The sequence below is a fragment of the Allobosea sp. genome (assembly GCF_036675845.1).
GTDB lineage: Bacteria > Pseudomonadota > Alphaproteobacteria > Rhizobiales > Beijerinckiaceae > Allobosea.
The window spans coordinates 41,072-60,743 of sequence record NZ_JAKFED010000062.1; the positions used below are offsets into that span (position 1 = coordinate 41,072).

General features: G+C 63.2%; 15 protein-coding genes. 9 read left to right on the forward strand and 6 right to left on the reverse strand.

Going from position 1 to position 19,672, the window contains the following annotated elements; translation table 11 throughout:
- Nucleotides 1–318 precede the first annotated feature (318 nt).
- A complete protein-coding gene (locus V6M56_RS07320; RefSeq protein WP_332682487.1) occupies nt 319–1,128 on the reverse strand; it encodes an MBL fold metallo-hydrolase in 810 nt (269 codons plus the stop codon).
- Between the two features lie 242 nt (nt 1,129–1,370).
- Here V6M56_RS07320 and V6M56_RS07325 point away from each other — a divergent pair, with 242 nt between their 5' ends.
- The gene (locus V6M56_RS07325; protein ID WP_332682489.1) at nt 1,371–2,702 is read left to right on the forward strand and encodes an MFS transporter; all 1,332 of its coding nucleotides are present in this window, start codon (nt 1,371–1,373) and stop codon (nt 2,700–2,702) included.
- A 101-nt stretch (nt 2,703–2,803) separates the two neighbouring features.
- Here V6M56_RS07325 and V6M56_RS07330 read toward each other — a convergent pair whose 3' ends face one another.
- The 3 genes from V6M56_RS07330 to V6M56_RS07340 all read right to left on the reverse strand — a co-directional run bounded on the left by V6M56_RS07330 (nt 2,804) and on the right by V6M56_RS07340 (nt 5,561).
- Nucleotides 2,804–3,607: an IclR family transcriptional regulator gene (locus tag V6M56_RS07330; protein ID WP_332682490.1), complete on the reverse strand. Its 804-nt coding sequence runs from the start codon at nt 3,605–3,607 to the stop codon at nt 2,804–2,806.
- 207 nt (nt 3,608–3,814) lie between these two features.
- Nucleotides 3,815–4,537 carry a GntR family transcriptional regulator gene (locus V6M56_RS07335; RefSeq protein ID WP_332682491.1) on the reverse strand — a complete coding sequence of 241 codons (723 nt, stop codon included), beginning with the start codon at nt 4,535–4,537 and terminating at the stop codon, nt 3,815–3,817.
- An 85-nt stretch (nt 4,538–4,622) separates the two neighbouring features.
- Nucleotides 4,623–5,561 carry a 2-hydroxyacid dehydrogenase gene (locus tag V6M56_RS07340; RefSeq protein ID WP_332682492.1) on the reverse strand — a complete coding sequence of 313 codons (939 nt, stop codon included), beginning with the start codon at nt 5,559–5,561 and terminating at the stop codon, nt 4,623–4,625.
- Between the two features lie 126 nt (nt 5,562–5,687).
- On the opposite strand from V6M56_RS07340, the gene V6M56_RS07345 reads away from it, so the two are divergent.
- From V6M56_RS07345 to V6M56_RS07370, 6 genes are all read left to right on the forward strand, one after another.
- Nucleotides 5,688–6,656, forward strand: a complete 969-nt coding sequence (locus V6M56_RS07345; RefSeq protein WP_332682493.1) for a Bug family tripartite tricarboxylate transporter substrate binding protein — start codon at nt 5,688–5,690, stop codon at nt 6,654–6,656.
- 55 nt (nt 6,657–6,711) lie between these two features.
- Nucleotides 6,712–7,467 carry an HpcH/HpaI aldolase family protein gene (locus tag V6M56_RS07350; RefSeq protein WP_332682494.1) on the forward strand — a complete coding sequence of 252 codons (756 nt, stop codon included), beginning with the start codon at nt 6,712–6,714 and terminating at the stop codon, nt 7,465–7,467.
- Nucleotides 7,468–7,592: 125 nt separating this feature from the next.
- A complete protein-coding gene (locus tag V6M56_RS07355; protein WP_332682495.1) occupies nt 7,593–8,060 on the forward strand; it encodes a tripartite tricarboxylate transporter TctB family protein in 468 nt (155 codons plus the stop codon).
- Between the two features lie 5 nt (nt 8,061–8,065).
- Nucleotides 8,066–9,568: a tripartite tricarboxylate transporter permease gene (locus V6M56_RS07360; RefSeq protein ID WP_332682496.1), complete on the forward strand. Its 1,503-nt coding sequence runs from the start codon at nt 8,066–8,068 to the stop codon at nt 9,566–9,568.
- A gap of 562 nt (nt 9,569–10,130) precedes the next feature.
- Nucleotides 10,131–10,781 (forward strand): hypothetical protein, encoded by a 651-nt coding sequence (locus V6M56_RS07365; RefSeq protein ID WP_332682498.1) that lies wholly within the window; start codon nt 10,131–10,133, stop codon nt 10,779–10,781.
- Nucleotides 10,778–11,665 (forward strand): hypothetical protein, encoded by an 888-nt coding sequence (locus V6M56_RS07370; protein WP_332682499.1) that lies wholly within the window; start codon nt 10,778–10,780, stop codon nt 11,663–11,665. The genes V6M56_RS07365 and V6M56_RS07370 overlap by 4 nt, the downstream gene beginning before the upstream one ends.
- Nucleotides 11,666–12,096: 431 nt before the next feature.
- Here the strand turns inward: V6M56_RS07370 and V6M56_RS07375 are convergent, their stop codons facing one another.
- Nucleotides 12,097–12,882: a LytR/AlgR family response regulator transcription factor gene (locus V6M56_RS07375; RefSeq protein WP_332682500.1), complete on the reverse strand. Its 786-nt coding sequence runs from the start codon at nt 12,880–12,882 to the stop codon at nt 12,097–12,099.
- The gene (locus tag V6M56_RS07380) at nt 12,870–13,985 is read right to left on the reverse strand and encodes a sensor histidine kinase (protein ID WP_332682502.1); all 1,116 of its coding nucleotides are present in this window, start codon (nt 13,983–13,985) and stop codon (nt 12,870–12,872) included. Before V6M56_RS07380 ends, V6M56_RS07375 begins: the two co-directional genes overlap by 13 nt.
- A 388-nt stretch (nt 13,986–14,373) precedes the next feature.
- Between V6M56_RS07380 and V6M56_RS07385 the strand changes: the two genes are divergently transcribed.
- Both V6M56_RS07385 and V6M56_RS07390 read left to right on the forward strand, forming a co-directional pair.
- Complete coding sequence (locus V6M56_RS07385; protein WP_332682503.1) at nt 14,374–15,957, forward strand: hypothetical protein; 1,584 nt, start codon at nt 14,374–14,376, stop codon at nt 15,955–15,957.
- Between the two features lie 115 nt (nt 15,958–16,072).
- Complete coding sequence (locus tag V6M56_RS07390) at nt 16,073–19,648, forward strand: hypothetical protein (protein WP_332682505.1); 3,576 nt, start codon at nt 16,073–16,075, stop codon at nt 19,646–19,648.
- The last annotated feature ends 24 nt before the right edge of the window (nt 19,649–19,672 follow it).

Here is a 19,672-nt window from a genome sequence, read left to right on the forward strand (position 1 = left end):
GGCGCGTCATGATCAACTCGCGGATCCGGGCGTCCTCGAGCAGTGAGGCGATGCCTTGCCGGATTTCGTCGCGGTGGAGGGCGAGCCCCGTGTCGATCACCATGGCCCGGTCGCCGTCCCGGAGCACATAGCAGGACACCGCCAGCAGGCCGTCGAGCCCGGGCATCATCCAGGTCGCGGGTCGCGAGGTCGGCAGATAACCGCTCACGGCGAAAACGCCTTCGCTGATCTGGGTGACGGCACTTGGCTCGGCGCGCGATTCCGGCGCAGTGGCAGATTGAAAGGCCATGGTCATGGTTGCATCAGTCTCCGTCGCGGTCAGCTGCCAGCGCCGGCGCGCGGCGGATTCGTTACGCTCGGCAGCGCCATGCCCTGCTTGATCAACGGCAACATCGCCTCGGGCGCTTCGATGACCGAGCCGTGAGCCGGGCAGATGAAGCGCGGGCCGAGTATGTCGATCAGCCCGTCCAGTGCCGCGAAGGTCTCCGACGGGCTCATATAGCGCGTCCATTGCAGCGCGAGCTCGGAGAGCAGCCGCACCATCTTCCGGTCGGGAACCGGCTGTTCGCCGGCCGTCAATCCGCAGGTGCCAGGGCGATGATGATGCGTCACGGAGAAGCCATCGGCGACGAACAGGGCCCGGTTTCCGGTCTCGAAGGCCCAGAGCGTATCCTTGAGGTCGTTCCAGATCGCCGGCACCAGGACGAGCTTGCGATCCCCCAGATCGACGGCGTCGCCGATACCGAGCTGGATCATGCGATCCGCGTGCTCCGGATAGTACAGGCTGTAGTCGCGTACATCGCCGACGACCATGGCCTGGGGATACTTGGCAAGCCATTTCGGCATCAGCCCGAAATGTGGAAACTCGCCATGGGTCGGAAAGATGTAGTCGATGCCGCGGCTGCCGACGAAGGCGTCCAGCGCCTCGTCGATGCGGTCGGCATGGCTTGGATGACCGGTATCGACGAGGACCGAGCGCCTGGAGCCCTTGATGGCGTACATGCCGAAATGCGAGTGGACCAACTCGCCGTCGAGTTCGAGCTCCATGCAGCCGCCGGCCCAGAGCAGGCTCGGCGTGACCAGGCGGGGAAGCTCGGCTTTTCCGCCTGTCGGCTTGCTGGCGATCATGGGCGCTCCCTGCTTTGTGCGGCGAGGGCACCATGCGGCGCTTCGCTTCGTCGTGAGGCGCATGATTTCGATCGTTGCTACGTCCGCAAGGCTTCCCGGCGTCAGTCTTAGAAAGTGAGACGGTGCAACAACCGGATTGCCGATCTGGTGCTCGCATGCGTCGATCGGGGGCAAGCGTTGGGAGTCAGGCTCCGGACGCGGATGAAGCGGCCACTCAGATGCCGTGACAAAAGGGGATGGAAATGAGTTCGATCGCAAGCCGGATCGAGACGGACGCGCCTTATTCCGGGGCGTCCGGCACCATCAGCGCAGATCGTGTCGTCAGCAAGGTGATCTGGCGCCTGCTGCCGTTCATGGCGCTCCTCTACTTCATCAACCAGCTCGACCGCGTGAACATCTCGTTCGCGGCGTTGACGATGAACAAGGACCTCGGCTTCACCGCGCAGATGTATGGATTCGGGGCCGGCATCTTCTTCGTCGGTTACTTCATTTTCGAGATTCCGAGCAACTTGCTCCTTCATCGTTTCGGGGCTCGCATCTGGATTTTCCGGATCATGCTGACCTGGGGGGCGGTCTCCGTGGCGATGGCGTGGGTCAATTCGCCGATGACCTTCTATGTCATGCGCTTTTTGCTCGGCTTCGCCGAGGCCGGCTTCGTGCCGGGCATGTTCCTCTACCTGACCTACTGGATCCCGAAGGCCTATCGCGGCAAGGCGCTCGGGCTGTTCATCCTCGCTGCCCCGGCAACCCCGGTTCTCGCTGGTCCGATTTCAACGCTTCTGCTCGAGATGGACGGCATCATGGGCCTGCGCGGCTGGCAGTGGATGTTCATCATGGAGGGCCTGCCGGCGATCGTGCTCGCCTTCGTGACGCTCTGGTACCTGACCGACCGCCCGGCGCAGGCGCAATGGCTGACGGCGCAAGAGCGCACCTGGCTGGAGCAGACCATCGCCGCAGAGGAGGACGTCGTCGCCAAGCACGGCTCCCGCGATCTCTGGGATGGGCTACGCTCGCCCAAGGTCATCGCCTTGACGCTCTGCTATCTGACGCTGGTCATCGGCACGCTCGGCATCGCGTTCTTCCTGCCGCAGATCATTCGCACCTTCGGTCTCAGCAATCTTGCAGTCGGCTTCGTCGTCGCCATTCCCTATGGTCTTGCCGCGGTAGCCTGCATCGTCTGGCCGAGGCGCTCGGACCGCAAGCGGGAGCGCCGCTGGCATCTCGCTTTGGCCTGCTTCACGGCGACGGGCGGCTTCGCCATCGCCGCGCTGATCGGCACGCACTGGCTCGCGATCATCCCGCTTTCCATTGCGCTGATGGGGGTCTACGCAGCGCTGCCTGTGTTCTGGTGCATCCCGAGCAACTATTTGGTCGGGCTGGCCGCGGCGACCGGTATCGCACTGATCAACTCGATCGGGAACCTCGGTGGCTTCATCGGCCCCTATCTTGTCGGCTGGTTGCGTGACCTGACCGGCAGCTTCGACATCGCCTTGCTCTGCCTTTCTGTCGGCCCGCTCGTCGCAGGCCTGATCATCCTCGCCATGCCGCGGGAGCCCGATGACGCCAAGGCGTAGGGCAGGGACGTGACTGCATCGATATGGGCGACAGAAAATGGGCGGACGCAGATGCGCCCGTCCATTTTCTGTCGCGGCGCGCGGTCGCCGGCCTCGGGGCGCTAAGCCACCTCGAGATTGTCGACGTCGAGCAGGGTGCTCAGCCCGCGCGGCAATTCGCGCAACTGCGCGGAAAGCAGGCTCGCGCTCTGGCGCAGTTGTGGGATGAGAGTGGAGAGGTCGCGCAACTCCAGGGACTCGCCCGCAATGCTGAGGGCCGCCACAATTCTTCCCGCATTGTCCTTGAGCGGTACGGCGACGCAGCGCACGCCCTCGATGAACTCCTGGTCATCGAGCGCATATTCGACCGTCCGGATATGCGCGATCTCGTCGCGGAAACGATGTGGGTCGCAGATCGTGTTCGGCGTGATCCGCACCAGCGGCGCATAGCTCATATAGGCGTTGAACTGCTCGGGCCCCAAGGCAGCCAAAAGCATCTTCCCCGGCGCGGTGCAGTAAGCCTCGTAGCGATAGCCTATGGTGCTGCGCATCTTCTGGTGCACGCCGCTGTCATTGCCGGCCATGATGATGAGCTCGCCGTCGTCGAACAGGCTCAGCCGGGCGCTGATGCCGGCCTTGCTGAGCAGGCCCTTGAGCCGCAGCTCGACGATGCTGCGGACCTGACGGACATTATCGGAGATCGCGTTGTGGATGCCGACGAGCTTTTCTCCGAGCTTGAACGTGCCCTCGGCGGTCGACTGGAGTGCGCCGACGGACTTCAGCGTGTTCAGCAGCCGGTGGGTAGTCGGAAGCGACAGGTTGGCCTTGGTCGCGATGTGGCGCAGTGAAACCGGCTCGCTTTCCGAACAGACGATCTCGATCAGCCGGAAGGCCTTCGCGATGGACTTGTTGGATTGCGTCGCCATTCCCGAACCTCCCGAGCGCCGCCAAGAGCTCTGGTCCCATCTTCGGGGATCTCACCTTGGAAGGATACCAATCAACCTCTGATCCAGCAATCGTGAAGCGGAGTTGGTCGGGCGCAGTTCGGCCTGCTGCTGATTCAGCCGCGTTGCAGTGAACGTGAATTCCCGGGTACCGAGGCGTTCGTTACACGAAGCGAGCCCGCGTTTCGCTCATTCCACCAGATTGCCCTGCAGAAGCTTGAGCAGTTCGTTGCGCGCGCCCTCGCAATGCCGTTGCGCGATCTCGCGGGAAGCCTTGACGTCATGCCTGGCGATGGCGTCGCGCAAAAGCCGGTGCTCGCTGACGATTTTGTCGACGCGCGACCCGCCATAGGCATATTTGACCCGCACGGCCTCGATCAGCAGCCGGCCGCGGTCGAGCACTCTCAGGGCCTCTGAATTGTCGGCCAGCCGGTTGATGAAGTTGTGGAGCCGGAAATTGCAGCGGAGCATGGCGGTCGGGTCGCGCGTGGCAGCCTTCTCTTCGAAGTCGAGGACGAGGGCATCCAGCGTCGCTACGCCGGCATCGTCGATGATCGCGGCGCATTGGCCGGTCAGCATGACCTCGATGGCGGCGCGCACGTCCAGGACGTTCTTGATGTACCGGGCGTCGATGCTGCGGATTTCGGCGCCGCGATGCGGATGAAGCTCGACGATGCCTTCGGCTTCGAGCTCCTGCAAGGCGGTTCGGACAGGCATGTGGCTGACCTGGCAGATCGCCGCGATCTCATTGATCTTCAGCCGCTGTCCGGGGACCAGCTCGCCCTGAAGGATGCGGCGACGCAAATCGGCCGCGACCTGCATTGAGGTCGTCGCGCCCAGCCGCAGCAGTGGGGACAGATGCGTCGAGGGCTCGCCTGCGTGATCCATATGATTTTGATTGCCGTGAATCACTGGGTTCGATCCTATCACGATATCTCTGGCTCCGCCGCGCATCCTGCCGCTCGGCACCGGCAGAGCGGCGCCGGTGCCCCCGGTTCTATGGCACAGGCGACAGAAGCGGGCGCCCGTCGAAGAAGGCGGCGAGGTTGTCGAGCAGCAATTGGCCCATCGCGATGCGCGTGTAGTTCGAGCCGCTGCCCATATGCGGCTGCAGGACGACGTTCTCCATCGCGATCAGCGCGTCGGGTACATGCGGTTCATTGGCGAAGACGTCGAGCCCCGCCCCGGCGAGCCGCTTGTTCTGCAAGGCGTCGATCAGATACGGCTCGTCCACGACAGAGCCGCGCGAGACGTTGACGAGATAGGCGCCGGCGCCGAGCGCGTCGATCGCTTCGCGCCCGACCAGCCCCGAGGTGGCCACGCCGCCTGGCACCGCGACCACCAGGATCTGCGCGAACGCCGCGAGGTCGCGAACATCGTCGAAATAGCGGTAGGCGACGCCGGGCTGCTGGCGACGGCCGCAATAGGCGACCTCCATCCGGAATGCCTCGGCGCGACGGGCGATCGCCTTGCCGATTCCGCCGAGCCCGACAATGCCGAGCCGCTGGCCCCAGACCCTGTCGGTCAGCATCGGCTTCTCGCGGAGCCAGGTGCCGCTGCGCACGAAGCGGTCGTGGAAGAGGACGCGCCTGACGGTGGCCAGCATCAATGCCCAGGCCATGTCGGCGACGCATTCCGAGACGATGCCCGGCGTATGCGTGACGGCGATGCCCATCCGCCGCGCCGCGCTCGCCTCGATCCCGTCATAGCCCGCGCCTGACGAGGCGATCAGCTTGAGCAGCGGCAGGCGGGCCATGGTTTCCCCCCTGAGCGCATAGTCTCCCCGCGTCGCGATCGCGGTCACGCGTGGGGCGATCTCCCGGAGCAGGGCGTCCTTGTCGGGGGCCAGATCGTAGCGGTGGACCCGATAGGTCTCCTCCAGCGCATGCATGGTCTCGGGCAGCAGTGGCCCGATCTGCAGGATTTCCGGTTGCATCGCGACTTCGCCCTCAGTGTTCGCTGTCGTGTCCGATATCGGCGCGCTTGATTGTTGATCAAATATCAATTAGCCGTTTGACCATCCGGACGTCAACGTGCGCCGGAAAAGCTCCGGGAGGAAAACATGTCGTTCACTCGCATCGCCGCGATTGCGGCGGCCATGGCAGTGGCGCTCGGCGCGCCTGCGGCGGCGCAAGGGTTTCCCAACAAGCCGGTGAAGATGGTCGTGCCGTTCCCGCCGGGCGGGACTTCGGACTTCGTCGGCCGCGTCATCAGCGAGGCGATGGGCAAGAGCCTGGGCCAACCGGTCATCGTCGAGAACCGCGCCGGCGCCGCAGGCGCGATCGGCACGGTCGGTGTCAGCCAGGCGGCGCCCGACGGCTACACCGTCCTGCTGACCTCGTCCGACGTCACCATTACGCCGATCGTCCAGCCGAACGCGCCCTTCGATCCGGTAAGCGATTTCGCGCCGGTCGGGCTGGTGCTGCGCTATTCGCACTATCTCGTAGCCAACCCGGCGCTGCCGGTGAAGACCGTGGGCGACCTGATCGCGCTTGCGAAATCGAAGCCCGGCGAGATCAATTTCGCCTCGGGCGGCATCGGCGGCAGCAACCACATGGCGGCCGAGCGCTTCCAGAGCCATGCCGGGGTCAAGCTGACGCATGTGCCCTATAGCGGCAACGGCCCGGCGATCACCGATCTCGTGGCCAACCGCGTCCAGTTGCTGTGGACCTCGCTGCCGCCTGTCCAGGCCTTCGTCACCAGCGGCAAGCTGAAGATCCTCGGCATCACCAGCAAGGCGCGCGCGGCCGCGACTCCGGAGGTTCCGACCTTCTCGGAATCCGGGATGCCCGGCTATGAGCTCAACAACTGGTTCGGCATGCTGGCGCCCGCGAAGACGCCGCCGGAAGTCGTCGATCGCCTGAATGCGGCGCTCAAGCAGGCCATGGCCTCTCCCGAGGTGTTGACCAAGCTGGCGACGCTCGGCGCCGAGCCGGCAGTCAATACGCCGGCCGAGTTCGGCCAGATGCTGAAGGACGAGATGGTGAGCTGGCGCGAAGTCGCCAAGCAGGCCGGCATCGCCGCGAAATAGCAGCAGGCAGGGCCGACCGCCCATCGCCACGAAGCGTTCAGACAGGAGCCAGACTATGCGTATCAACACCGCCAAGAAGCGTGCGCTCGCCGACGAAACCGCCATCGGTATCATGTGCAATCTGGCGAGCCCGATCGGTGCGGAAACGCTCGGCCTCTGCGGCTATGATTTCGTGGTGATCGATCTCCAGCACGGCGAGAACGGGCTCGGGACCGTGCAGGTCCTGATGCAGGCGCTGAGCGCCAGCGCGACGATCCCGATCGTGCGCGTGCCGGCCAACGACGCGATCCATATCCAGCGCGTGCTCGATCTGGGCGCCTATGGCGTGATCGTCCCCTTCATCAACAACCGTCGCGAGGCGAAGGCGATCGTCGACAACATCGCCTATCCGCCGCATGGATCGCGCAGCTTCGGGCCGATCCGCGGCACGATCTATGGCGGGTCGGACTATTTCGCCAAGGCGGGCGAGGAACTGCTGGCGCTGCCGATGCTCGAATCCGCCGAGGGGCTCGCCAATGCCCGCGATATCCTCGAAGTCGAAGGCATCCACGGCTGCTTCGTCGGCCCGGCCGACCTCAACATCTCGCTTGGCCATTCGCCCGATGGTCCCCTGGCGGCCGAGACCGAGGCGGGGATCGCGAGCATCGCCCGCCATGCGCGCGAACTCGGCAAGATCGCCGGGATCCATGCCTTCAGCATCGACGATGCGAAGCGCCGCGCCGAGCAGGGCTTCCGCTTCATCACGGTCATGGCAGACACTCGCCTGATCAGGATGGGTGCCCAGCAGACTTTCGCCGCGCTCCGCGCTTGATGCGGCCGCGCCGCTGGCCCGGATGGTCCGGCGAGGGGCAATTCCAGCACCGGACCATCGGGGCTGGTGGCGGGCCAGCCACGCGACGGGTGTCGCGCGGCTGCTCAGGAAGAAGGCCATAGCGGATGACGCTGCAGATCAAGAACAAGCGCGATTTCTATTCGGGCCTGATGTTCATCCTCTTCGGCGTGCTGTTTGCCGGGGCGGCCGCGCGCTACGACTTCGGCGCGCCGGCGCAGATGGGCCCCGGCTGGTTTCCCGTCGTGCTCGGCGCTCTCCTGACGCTGCTCGGCCTTCTGATCGGGCTGGGCGCCTGCGGCCTGCAGGCGCGCGAAGCCGATGTCGAGCCGCTCGCCTGGCGCGAGCTGGGACTCGTGCTGCTCGCGATCGCACTGTTTGCGCTGCTGCTGCCCTCTTTCGGCGCGGTGGTCTCGATCATCTGCCTCGTCGTGATCTGCGCCTGGGCCGGCCGTGAATACCGGCCGCGGGAGACCGCGCTGGTTGCGGTCGCACTGGCGGTGATCTGCGACATCGTCTTCGTCCGCGGCCTCGGCCTGCCGATCGAGTCCTGGCCGACCTTCATCGGCGGGTGATGGCCATGGATCTTCTTTCGAACATTGCGCTCGGCCTTTCCACGGCCTTCCAGCTTCAGAACCTGCTGTTCTGCTTCCTCGGCGTCCTGCTCGGGACCGCGATCGGCGTGCTCCCGGGCCTGGGGCCGCTCGCCACCATCGCGATGCTGCTGCCGCTGACCTTCAAGGTCGCCAGCCCGGACGCCGCGCTCATCATGCTGGCGGGCATCTATTACGGCGCGCAATATGGCGGCTCGACGACGGCGATCCTGGTCAATCTCCCGGGCGAACCCTCGTCGATCGTCACCGCGCTCGACGGCTATCAGATGGCGCGCAAGGGCCGCGCCGGCACGGCGCTCGGCATCGCGGCGCTCAGCTCCTTCTTCGCCGGCACGGTCGCCACCGTGCTCATCGCCGTCGCCGCCGCGCCGCTGGCGAGCCTGGCGTTCGAGTTCGGGCCGGCCGAGTATTTTTCGCTCATGGTGCTGGGGCTGATCGCGGCGGTCGTCCTGGCGCAGGGCTCGGTCCTCAAGGCGCTCGCCATGGTGGTGCTCGGGCTTCTGATCGGGATGATCGGCACCGACGTGAATTCCGGTGTCGCGCGCTTCTCCTTCGGCCTTCCGCAGCTCTATGACGGCCTCGAGATCGCGGTGATCGCCATCGCCGTGTTCGGCTTCGCCGAGCTGATCTCGGCCATTGAGGAACGCCAGGTTCGCAGCACCTTCAATGCCGGCATCGACCGGGTGCTGCCCAGCCGCGCCGAACTGCGCGAGGCGGCGGCGCCGGCGATGCGCGGAACGCTGTTCGGGTCCATTCTCGGTGTCCTGCCGGGCGGGGGCGCGACGCTCTCCTCCTTCACCTCCTATGCGGTGGAGAAGAAGCTCTCGAAAACGCCGGAGCAGTTCGGCAAGGGCGCGCTTGCCGGCGTCGCCGGCCCCGAAGCTGCCAACAATGCCGGCGCCCAGACCTCGTTCATCCCGATGCTGACGCTCGGCCTGCCTTCCAATCCGATCATGGCGCTGATGATCGCCGCGCTGATGATTCACGGGATTCAGCCGGGGCCGCAGGTGATGACCAGCAATCCGACCCTGTTCTGGGGGCTGATCGCCTCGATGTGGCTCGGCAACGTCATGCTCGTCGTCCTGAACCTGCCGTTGATCGGCCTGTGGGTAAGGATGCTGGCGATCCCGCCGCGCATTCTCGCGCCGGCGATCCTGATGTTCTGCATCATCGGCGCCTATTCGATGGACAACAGCACCTTCGACATCTGGATGACGATTCCGCTCGCTGCGCTTGGCTATCTCTGGCGCAAGCTGGATTGCGAGGCTGCGCCTCTGCTGCTCGGCATCGTGCTCGGCCCGCTGCTCGAGGAGCATCTGCGTCGGGCGATGATTCTCTCGCGCGGCAGCTGGAAAATCTTCGTCCAGGAGCCGCTTTCATGCGGGCTGCTGGCGACGGCGGCTGTCCTGCTCGTCCTGGTCGCCGTGCCGGCCATCCGCAGCCAGCGCGAACGGGCCTTCGCCGAGTAACGAGCCAGTGCTGGTCGATCCGCCCTGTTGCGCGCATGCCGGGCAACAGTCGTCGTGGCGCTCCCGTGGAGAACCTGGCCCATGGCGCATCCCTCGATTCCTGCGAAGAGACTGCATCATCAAGGCTTGGGATCAAACTGCCAGGGAACGCCGCCGGACTACAGCGCGCCATGGGCTGTGGTTTCCAGTTTCACCAGCGCCGACTGCTTCTGGAGCCGGGGAAGCCGTCGATGGTGCACCTCAACTGACGCCGGACCGTGCTTCTACTGATTAAGATTCGGGTTATCTCAAGTTTCGGCCAATCCGAGAGCGTTAGACTTTAATATGGTTTAATTCGACAGATCGCTGCAAAAATGCCAGCTTCCGGCTTTCGTGGTTTCAAGCTTGGTTGATCGCGATGCTGAATCACACGTTGCCGACACCATTAGATAAGCTTGGTGCGTCCCTTAGCCTCGAAAGCTCAGCGCGATGGGCTCGCAGTCCAGCTAAAGTTTGCGTGGTATACGTTCACGGCTACGGGGGGCGGGCAGTCGCGACCTGGGGAGAATTCCCGGATCTCGCTATGGAACAGCCGGAATTTGCAGAAGTAGACCTTGTATTCCTCGGGTATGAGAGCAGGTCCCGTACCGCTGCGTTCAACGTGGGAGTGCTGTACAGGGCTGTTTCAATCTTAGCTGAAGAAGCGCCGGCGGCATTAAAACGTGTCGGCGGGCCGGAGCGTGAAGAGAAATTTGCCTACGAGCGGATTATTCTGGTTGGCCATTCACTTGGCGGGGCTCTCGTGCGTGATGTTGCAATGAGCGCCAAGGAAATGGGAAAAAATTGGGCTGACAAATTACACTTAGCGCTCTTCGCGCCAGCGCATCTCGGCGCAAATGTTATCGAACTTGTCCAGATGAGTTTGGGATTTTTAAAATACATTGGGCCATTTAAAGCTATTGCACAAATTAAAAGCCCAGTTTTAGCTGATCTAGAAAAAAATTCTGATTACCTGAAGGCGCTCATGGATAAGGCAAATAGAATTGGTATTCACTCCACTACGCAAGCCAAAATAGTTATTCATGCATCCGACGATAAGGTTGTTTATCATAATACCTTCTTTCGCGATCCGCCATGTGTAGCTTACGATAAGCATAGTCATACATCTTGTTGTAAGCCGGTAAGGGCTTCCTTTCAGGACCCCGTCAATATCCTGGCTGGCGTCCTGCTATGAATCAGGGATTGGAAGGCGCCCAACTGGACGAATTTCGCCGGGCTAACCTCGCGCAGGTTTGGAATCTCTACCGCGGTAAGAAGCGAATGGCGGAGCTGGCACCGGTCGCGCAAATGGCCGCCAACGATCGGAGCCGGCTACTGCGCCATCACGAAACTGCTGATATTGATAGCGAAATCGAAATTCACTATCGGCAGCGGCTGGATAAGCTACTTCATCTATGCGGAATACTGGAGGCGGGGTGGTGCTCCGGCGCCTTGGCCTTTCCAGACCCGCCTATTCCCGCAGAACTGGACGCCATCCTCTCTTTGCCCGAGGTTTGCACTTACTTTCAGAACACATATCCGCTGGCACATATGGAACGGTTTCTTGAACGGATTCATGCCAAGCGTGTGACCCCATTTTATTTCGAGCCGACATGGTTTGCAGCGCTGTTAAGGCTCGACGCAAACATCCGTGATAAAAAAATGGTCGACCTTCTGCTGATCGTCGACGGATACTGGTCTGGAGAGATAAATTTTCGATCGCTCGTGGCCGCCGTTCAACAGCGAGAAGTAATAATAGAGGCGATAACCACGCCACGTGACCTGCGATCACCACTGCAATTAGCTATTGCGGGCCTTGAGGCTTTCCTGCTGTTCTGTGACGATCTGCAGGAATTGTTGGACCGCGTCGAGAGTAAGAAAGAATTGCAAGAAGCTGCCTTCGATCTTTATCGCTACTGGTTTTTGGTCCGTGGAGAAGAACTTAAGAGCATATTGAAGAAGGCGATTGCTGCTCTCTCCGATTTTAACGATGATGAGGCTGAGGCGCGGCTTCTTACGCCAGGCGCCATTGATCTGTTGTTCGCAAGAGCTCGAGACTATACCGCGCTCCCAGTGTGATTGGCGCCAGCTGTTCTGCTTCAGTTGATCGCCAACGTGTCATAACGGAGGCTTGCAGGCGCAATCAGCTATGCGTGCAGGAAGGTCGGATCGGCTGTCTCGAGAACCACATGTGCTGCCTGCGGCAGGGCAGGGCCGTGCCGTGGTTGATTCACTAGAGCATCGGACCGAAAAGTGGAATCCGGTTTTCGGCTGAATCCGATGCTGCAACAAAGAGCTAGATCGCCATCTCTGCGTCCGGATGGACGCACGGCGATCTGGCATGAACGCCACATGCGAAGTCCGGAGGGCCCAGACCTCGTTTACCGACGACAAATGTCCGCTTACCGCTCCGCGAATCTTCAAAGCCCCTTTCGGCTGATCCGAGGCTGCCCTCATGGAGGAGGAGCCGTGACCCGATCGGACTCTTGGACAGCGGGACCATGTCCAGGCTAAGCGCTGATCATTCGGCGGTTGTCGATGCATTGCCGCAACCGACGGGCCGCGATCCGGCCGAGCGTGACCGGTCCGATGTCGCCACCGAGCGACAGGCTGCAGCGCCCGGCTTCCTGCCACTCCACCCGCTCCAGTTGATCCAGGTTGAGGATCAGCGAGCGGCTGATGCGGACAAAGGGCGGGGTGGGCAGCTGAGCCTCGAAATGCCGCAGCAGCCGGCAGATCAGATAGTCCCGTGCGCCCTTCAGGAAAACGCGGGTGAAATCCGCCTCCGCAGCCAGCATGGTGACCGTGCGGAGCGGCGCAATCACCGACTTGCCGTCGATGCGCAGATGGATGCGCTGCTGCGGATCGCCGTGCTTGGGATCGGCATCCAGCTCGACGTCGTCCCGCCGTTCCCGATCGGGCACCGCGGCGCGTGCTGTGTCCTGCCGGTGCCGGCGCAACCGCTCGACCGTCACGGCCAGCCGCCCCGCATCGAGCGGCTTCAGGAGGAAGTCGACGGCCGAGACGTCGAACGCCTTCACCGCGTAGAGATCGTGCGCGGTGACGAACACGATCGCCGGCACCGGCAGCAGCAGTGCGACCAGATCGAAACCGCAGCCGTCGGTCAGCTCGACATCCAGGAAGATCGCATCGGGGTGCAGCGCGGATGTCTGCGCCTGCGCCTCCAACACCGTGCCGGCCTCGGCCACCACCTCGATATCCGCATGCGCCCGCAGCAGCCGCCGCAGGCCCCGCCGGGCCGGCGGCTCGTCGTCCACCAGCATCACGCGAAGCATGCGTTCCCCCTCAGCAGCAGCCGCGCCACCACGGCGTCGCCGTTCTGGACCAGGGACAGCTCGTGACGTAACGGATAGTGCAGTTCCAGCCGCCGCCGGGTGTTGGCCAGGCCCATCGCCGGCCGGTCGCCGGCGCGTGGGGCCAGCCGGCCGGGGTTGACGACCTCGATCACGACGGCGTCGCCGGCCATCCGCCGGGCGGTCACGCGGACATCGAGCGTCTCGGCGGACGACCGAAGCCCGTGCTTCACGGCATTTTCCACCAGCCCCTGCACGACCAGATGGGGCACGGCGACGGCCCGCACTGCCGGATCCATCTCCACGGAGCAGCGCAGGCGGCCCTCGAAGCGCAACTCCTGGATGCGGACAAAGGCCCGCACCGCCTCGATCTCCTCGCTCAAGGGGCACACCGGCCGGGTCTGCTGGTCCAGCGAGTAGCGGAGATAGGCGGCGATGCGGTGGATCATCTCCAGCGCGGCTTCGGGATTGTCCGGAATCGCGATTGCCACGGTGTTCAGCGCGTTGAACAGGAAGTGGGGGTCCAACTGCAGGCGCAGGCGCTGCAGCTCGGCCCGCGTCGCGGCCGCCTGCGCTTCGCTGCGCCACACCCGCTCCGACCGGGCGTCGACATCCGCCCGGATCCAGAAATAGGCCAGCGACCAGCCGAGGAAGACGGCGGTGTAGAAGACTGCCGGCACGGCATCGTTGACCGCGATGTTACCCTCCGGGATGTCGGGAAACAGGCCGTCCTTGAGCGCATTGGAGATCACCATCTGCAACAGCCCGCCGGGGACGGAGCAGGCCAGCGCCCAGGCGGCGACGACGGCCCCGCGATGGCTGGTCCGCTCCAGGTAGAACTTGTACGCCGCGGCCGTCAGCACGAAGCCGATCGGGTCGAGCACCAGGGTCAGCGTTACCGCCAGCGCGACATCGTTGAAGGCGGTGAGCCGCGAGACCAGGCCGAAGAACGCGATGAAGATCCAGGCCGCCGCATTCGCGCGCCAGAAGGATACCGGGGTCGATGAGATGCCGTCCGCCGCTCCAGCTGCAGCCGCGAAGGGGAGCAGCTCAGCGAGCCTTCGATATCCGGCTGGCATGTTCATCCAATCGCATTCCTTGCCGATCGCGCGGCCTGCCACGATGCGGCGACCGCTCGGCCGTGGAAATGTCGATTCATCGGCTGGATCGGCCGTTTCATCGAATTGGGCAAGCGCCGATCGGCGCAACGACCTTAGGCTTTTGGCCGAGCGGTTAATGTTTCGTGTCCGCCCGAAGGACCCGACGACAGCTTTCCGCCGATGCAAGAGGCCAGCGTCTCCGCCGATCGATGCGGAAGCCGCTGGGCCGTAGCGGGAGGTCCAGCATGACTGCATCGAGGTCCCGCCGAAGCGCGGAGCATGGCGAGACCCGGGCTGGGCGCGCGCCGATCAGCAGTCGGAAAGCCAGGCGCATCTCCGAATCCAGCCTTCTTCACCGGACCGGGAGTAGGACATGCCTGACCTGAGCGGCTACGACCTGGTGCTGGCAAGCACCGAGAGCGCACTGAACAGCAGCATCGCATATGCGAATTTCTGGAAGGTGACGATCAACTGTCAGCTCAACCCTGATGTCCCCGTCGACAAGTCGCCGGGCCTTGTCGATGCAAAAATCGCGGCGCCGACGCTTCGGCTCTCCGGACACGATCTGGCCAGCAACCAGGCTGCGGTGACCCTGCAGTTCACTGCCGGGGCGCTTCAATATCTTGATGTCATCCACTACGTGACAGTCAGCCAGGATATCGCTGGCTGGGCGATCACCTTCGCGGCGAATATCGGACAGGGCGCGATTCCGGGCAGTGCCGAGATCGACCAGCTTCCCGCGGAGGTTCAGAACGCCCTGTCCAATGAGCGGCTTTCAGTCGGGCAGCTCTTTCTGGAACTGAGCACGGTGGTCTGGGCAAATGTCACGATCACTGACGCCGACGGCAACCGGGTGACCGACGCCGTCGCCACGCAAACACTCGAAACCGCCCTCCAGAGCTGGGCCCGGAGCATCGAGAGCGCGGCGCAGCAATGGGTTCTGAACTACGTCGTCACCAGCAGCAACGGGGCGGGCAACGCGTCCGCCGATCTCCTGACCGATCTGGTTCCGACCAGCTACAACTTCTCGGTCTCGAAATACGACCCGCCGGGCACATACGATGATCTGAGCACCCTGAACTACCTGATGATGACCGAAGGCAGGAGCGCGCCGACGGCGAACAGCGCCGGGATCTTCGATTTCAACTGGGTCGCTGGACCCAACACGCAGCAGTACCAGGGCGCCGTCGCCATCGACGGCCCCCTGTTCGACAGGGCATATGTCGAGCCATTGCTGCTGCCGGCGATCGCAGCAGCGGTCAGCGCCACCAAACCGACAAGCACCGGTTTGACCGTGAGCACGAGCAGCCCAGGCGTCCCGACCTTCACCAGAACCGGTCCGGCCCAATGGAGCACGTCTCAATCCGTCGATCTTTACGGCAATCAGAACGGTGGCAAGGGCCAGAAGCTGGAGGGGCTCGGCCTCCTCCAGGCCGTCTATCAGAACATCATCGAGAAGCTGGACTGCACGGTGACGCTGGACCCAGCCAGCGCCACCTATCATGTGAAGGTCACCTATACGGCGGTAACGACGATCACCGTCGAGTTCGTCGGCTGGGACAAAACCGATTCCAGCTTCAGCGGCAATTATGTCCTCCCGTGGAGTTTCGACGTTCGCCTGAAGGCAAGCAGCAACGGATCCCTGGTCACCGAGAGCACGGAGGTCCAGGAGGGGGAATCGTCGAGCGACACCTGGGGAAACAGCTTCGTCGGCGACATCTGGGCGGGCATCAGCGAAGTCTTCTCGTTGTTCCTGAACACCTATCAGAAGCAGTTCCAGGACAAGGCCGCGTCGGTTTCCCAGTCCGCATTCGCGAATGTCTCCGATGAACTGGAGGCCGCGATGGGCGACATCTCGGCCGCGATCGTTTTCCCCGCAGGAAACCGCTTTGCCTACAAGGATGTCCGCTTCGATTCGGACCAGAGCCTGGTCGCCTACGTGACCTACATCAACTGACCGACGGGCTTCGGCCCTCCGCACGGCGTCGAAGTGTGATCGCTTGCCGACGCAATCTCCCGGCGCCGGCCTGCCGCCGCGCCGCTCGACCATAGAGACACGGGGAGTTTGACAGATGAGCCAGCCCACGCCCGTCGGCGCGATCGTTTCCAAAACAGACGCCGAAATCATGCCGAACTATCGTGCCAGCCGTACGGTGTCGGTCTTCCATCCGATCAGCGCCGTTCACGACCGGAACGGAGATCCGGCGGCCTTCTCGATCGGCACCGATCATCGGCTCTGGGTGTGCTTTCGCGATCCGGCAGAGCCGACCGGCTGGCGACAGGTTTCCCTCGGCGAGGGGCTGCCTTCCGAGGCGAAGGTGACCGCCTTCGACACGACGCAGCTGTCGACCGGCGAATATGCCATCGCCCTGGCGCTCGCGCCGGCCGGGGACCAGACGAGCAGCGTCGTGTACGTCTCCAGCTGGTCGGGCAACGATTTCTGCGGCACCGACTGGTCGGCCTTCGCCGGCAACTGGACCCGGCGCGATCCCGACATACCGCTGGATGCCGCGGCGCCGGGAAACGGAACCAAGCCGGTCCCGGGCGCGGTCGCGAAGGACATCCTGATGGGCAATCAGGGAAGCGCGGACAAGCCCGCCGCGATCATCGTGGTCGTTCAGGAGGGCGGCGACGCCAATCATTACTTCGTCAATGGCGACACGTCCTCGACGCTCTGGTCATGGGCCGTGTATCCGCTGCCGGAGAACCCCGACCGGATTCTCGATATCGCGTTCGGCCATGTTTCGGCCGGGTCGGGCGTTTTCGGCACCTATGTGCTGTATGAGATCGCCGGCGCGAGCAAGCTCTATTTCGTCGGCGCCGTTGCCCCGGTGGCGGATCAGCGCCCCTACACTCTGCACCTGGACGTGGACCCGGCCGCGAAGTGTCTTGCGGCCTTGGCCGACCCGGTCGCACCGCACTTCAGCAATCTCTATGTGGGTGGGGCTGCCGGCGTCGACTTCTACGCCCATCAGACGCAGACCCTGGGCAAGCCCGTGGGCGGTGGAGCCGGGGTGCGCATCATCGAGCCGGACGCGACCAGTCCGATCGGCCAGATCGCGCTCGCGCAGGATGCGGACGACATTTCAATCTGGATGCGCGCCCCTTCGAGCCAGACCCTCTGGTACTCCACCGGGCCGCAGCCGGACCGGGAGGACCCGGGCGAATGGAGCGCTCCGATCCCCCTGCTGCAGCACGTCGCCTATATCAGCGCGCTGCGCCAACCGAAACGGCAAGCGAACCAACTCCTCTGCGCGCTTTCGAACAACCAGCTCAGTTATCAGTGGCAGGATCCGGCGACCACGCTCTGGCACAGCACCGATATCCCACTTCAGGATGCCGGGGCGGTCGAGGAATTCCCGTCCTACACCACGACCCTCCATTTCGAGGACGAAGCCCAGAACGTGATGGTCGGCATGCGGGTTGCCTTGACCTCGTCGCAATGGACCTACGTGACGATCAACGGCTATGTCTGGGAGCTCTCCCCGGATGCACCGGTCGAGGTCCAGACCGACGGCTCCGGCAAGCTGACGATCATCGCGCCGACGCTGACCCTCGGCACGCCCGTCTATCATGTCCAGCCTCGGCCCGAGTCCGGATCGGGGCCCGGCAACCTGAACCCTGCCGCCACCGCGATCCAGAGGCTGTCGCAAATCCAGACGGCGGATGACCTGCTCGCCCAGTTTCCCGAGCTCAGCAAGAAAGAGGCCGAGTTCGGCGCGCAGACGATCTCGACATTGACGGCCTATATCGCGGGACTTCCGGCCGATGGCAGCAATATGGACGGCAGCCAGCCGGCCAGCTCGCCCCCGGACCAGATCTGGGGTGGCGACCTGAGCAGCGGGAAGCTGAAGATCCCTGCGAACAACCCCGAAGCGCTGCTGCTGTCCGCCCCTCAGTCGGTCAGCGGTGCAATGCGCAAGACCGAGTTCAGCGTCATCGGCACCATCGAGGATATCGCCGGCGACGTTCTGCACGCGCTCGAATCCGGCCTCGAGGCCATCGGCGAGTTCGTGTTCTCGGTGGCGAAAGGCGTATTGCGTTTCGCGGTCAAGATCGCCGGGCGGTGGTTCCATTTCGTCGTCAAGTCGATCGCAGCGGCGCTGAAGCTGATCAACTGGATTCTTCATGTTCTGGCAATCGGCCTGAAGAAGATCATCGAATGGCTCGGTTTCATCTTCGACTGGGGCGACATCGTCGAGACGCACAAGGTGTTCACGAACATCGCCCAGCAGACGATGAAGAAGCTGCAGCGTGAGCTGCCGACGCTGCAAAACCGCATGGATTCGGCGTTTGACCGGATACTGCGCTCGATCGATTCATTGGGCGAGCATCCGGTGCTTCCGCCCGAATATGCGGCCGTTTCAGTCAACCAGGTGGTGAAGCAAACGATCGCCGAGAGCGCCAATGTGAAGGGCATCAACGCCGCGCTCTACAGCAGCGGCGGAAGCTTTTCGAGCTACCAGGTCGCGTATGGCGGCATTCTGAACGGCCCGGCTCCCGGGTTTGGGACCGGTCCGAAGGCAATCGAGGACTTCGTGGACGACACGCTCATCCCGACCTTGAAGGCGGTCCGCGACCAAATCGTCACGGCCCTCGCGATCCTGACCCGTGATTACGAGGCTGGGACGCTGACGCTCGGCGAGGTCGTCGAACTGCTGACCAAACTCCTGGTCGAAACGGTGGTCGAAGCGCTCAAGACAATTGCCGACGGGTTGCTCGAGATCGTGGAAACGCTTCTCGCCCTGCTCGACGACATCCTCTTCGGCGAAATCCACATCCCGCTGCTGACTCCGCTGTACGAACTCGTCGCTGGTGGCAGCAAGATGAGTCTGGTGGATGGCTTCAGCCTGCTGGCTTCGATACCCGCCACGATCTCCTACAAGGTCGCTGCTGGAAAAGCGCCGTTCGCCGACGGAAGCTTCGGCCTGGACAGCGCGAACTCCTTTGACGAGATCATCGCGATTCTCGCGGGCGCCTCTCCCATGGCCCGTTCGATGGCGATGGCGCCCGGTCAGGCAAAAGCAAAGGACGACAGCAGCGAGGTGGCGAAAATCTACTCGTGGATCGGCGGCCTCTTCTCGATCGCGGGCGGAGTGCTGAATCTAGCTGCCGCGACGGGCTCAGCCGTCACCGGAGAACAACTCGAAGTTTGCGACGTGGTGGGAATGGTGGGCCAGGCGCTATACATAGCTGGCACGATTCCAGTAGAACAACCCGATAAAATTCAAAAGATTCTCGCAGAATTTGTTTATACAGTTAATGTTTTTGAATTGTTAATGCAGGTAATAGTTTATCGCACTCCGATACCAGCTAAGAGGGCAATGTTATTTGCCAAGGGCGTGGATAATATTGTGTTTGCGTTTGCGGATTTGGTTGCGTATGTGCTTTCTTTTGCTAACAAGATTCGGAGCAAGAATCGAGATGAGCGCGACATTCTCATAGATACTACCGCTCTCATACAAAGCATTCTGTCCGTAGTCTCAATGGGGGCGGGTGGCGTGGCGATGGTGGTCGGTGATGAGCTCCTTGAAGTCGAGGCCGTGGCAGTTGGGGCCGCAGTAGGGGCCCAGGCCGGTGTCGTCATACTTGGGCTTACACGTGTCTTCCTCACGATCGACCATGATGTCCGATATGATCTCGTCTGAGATCGAGGCCGCAGCAGCGACGCG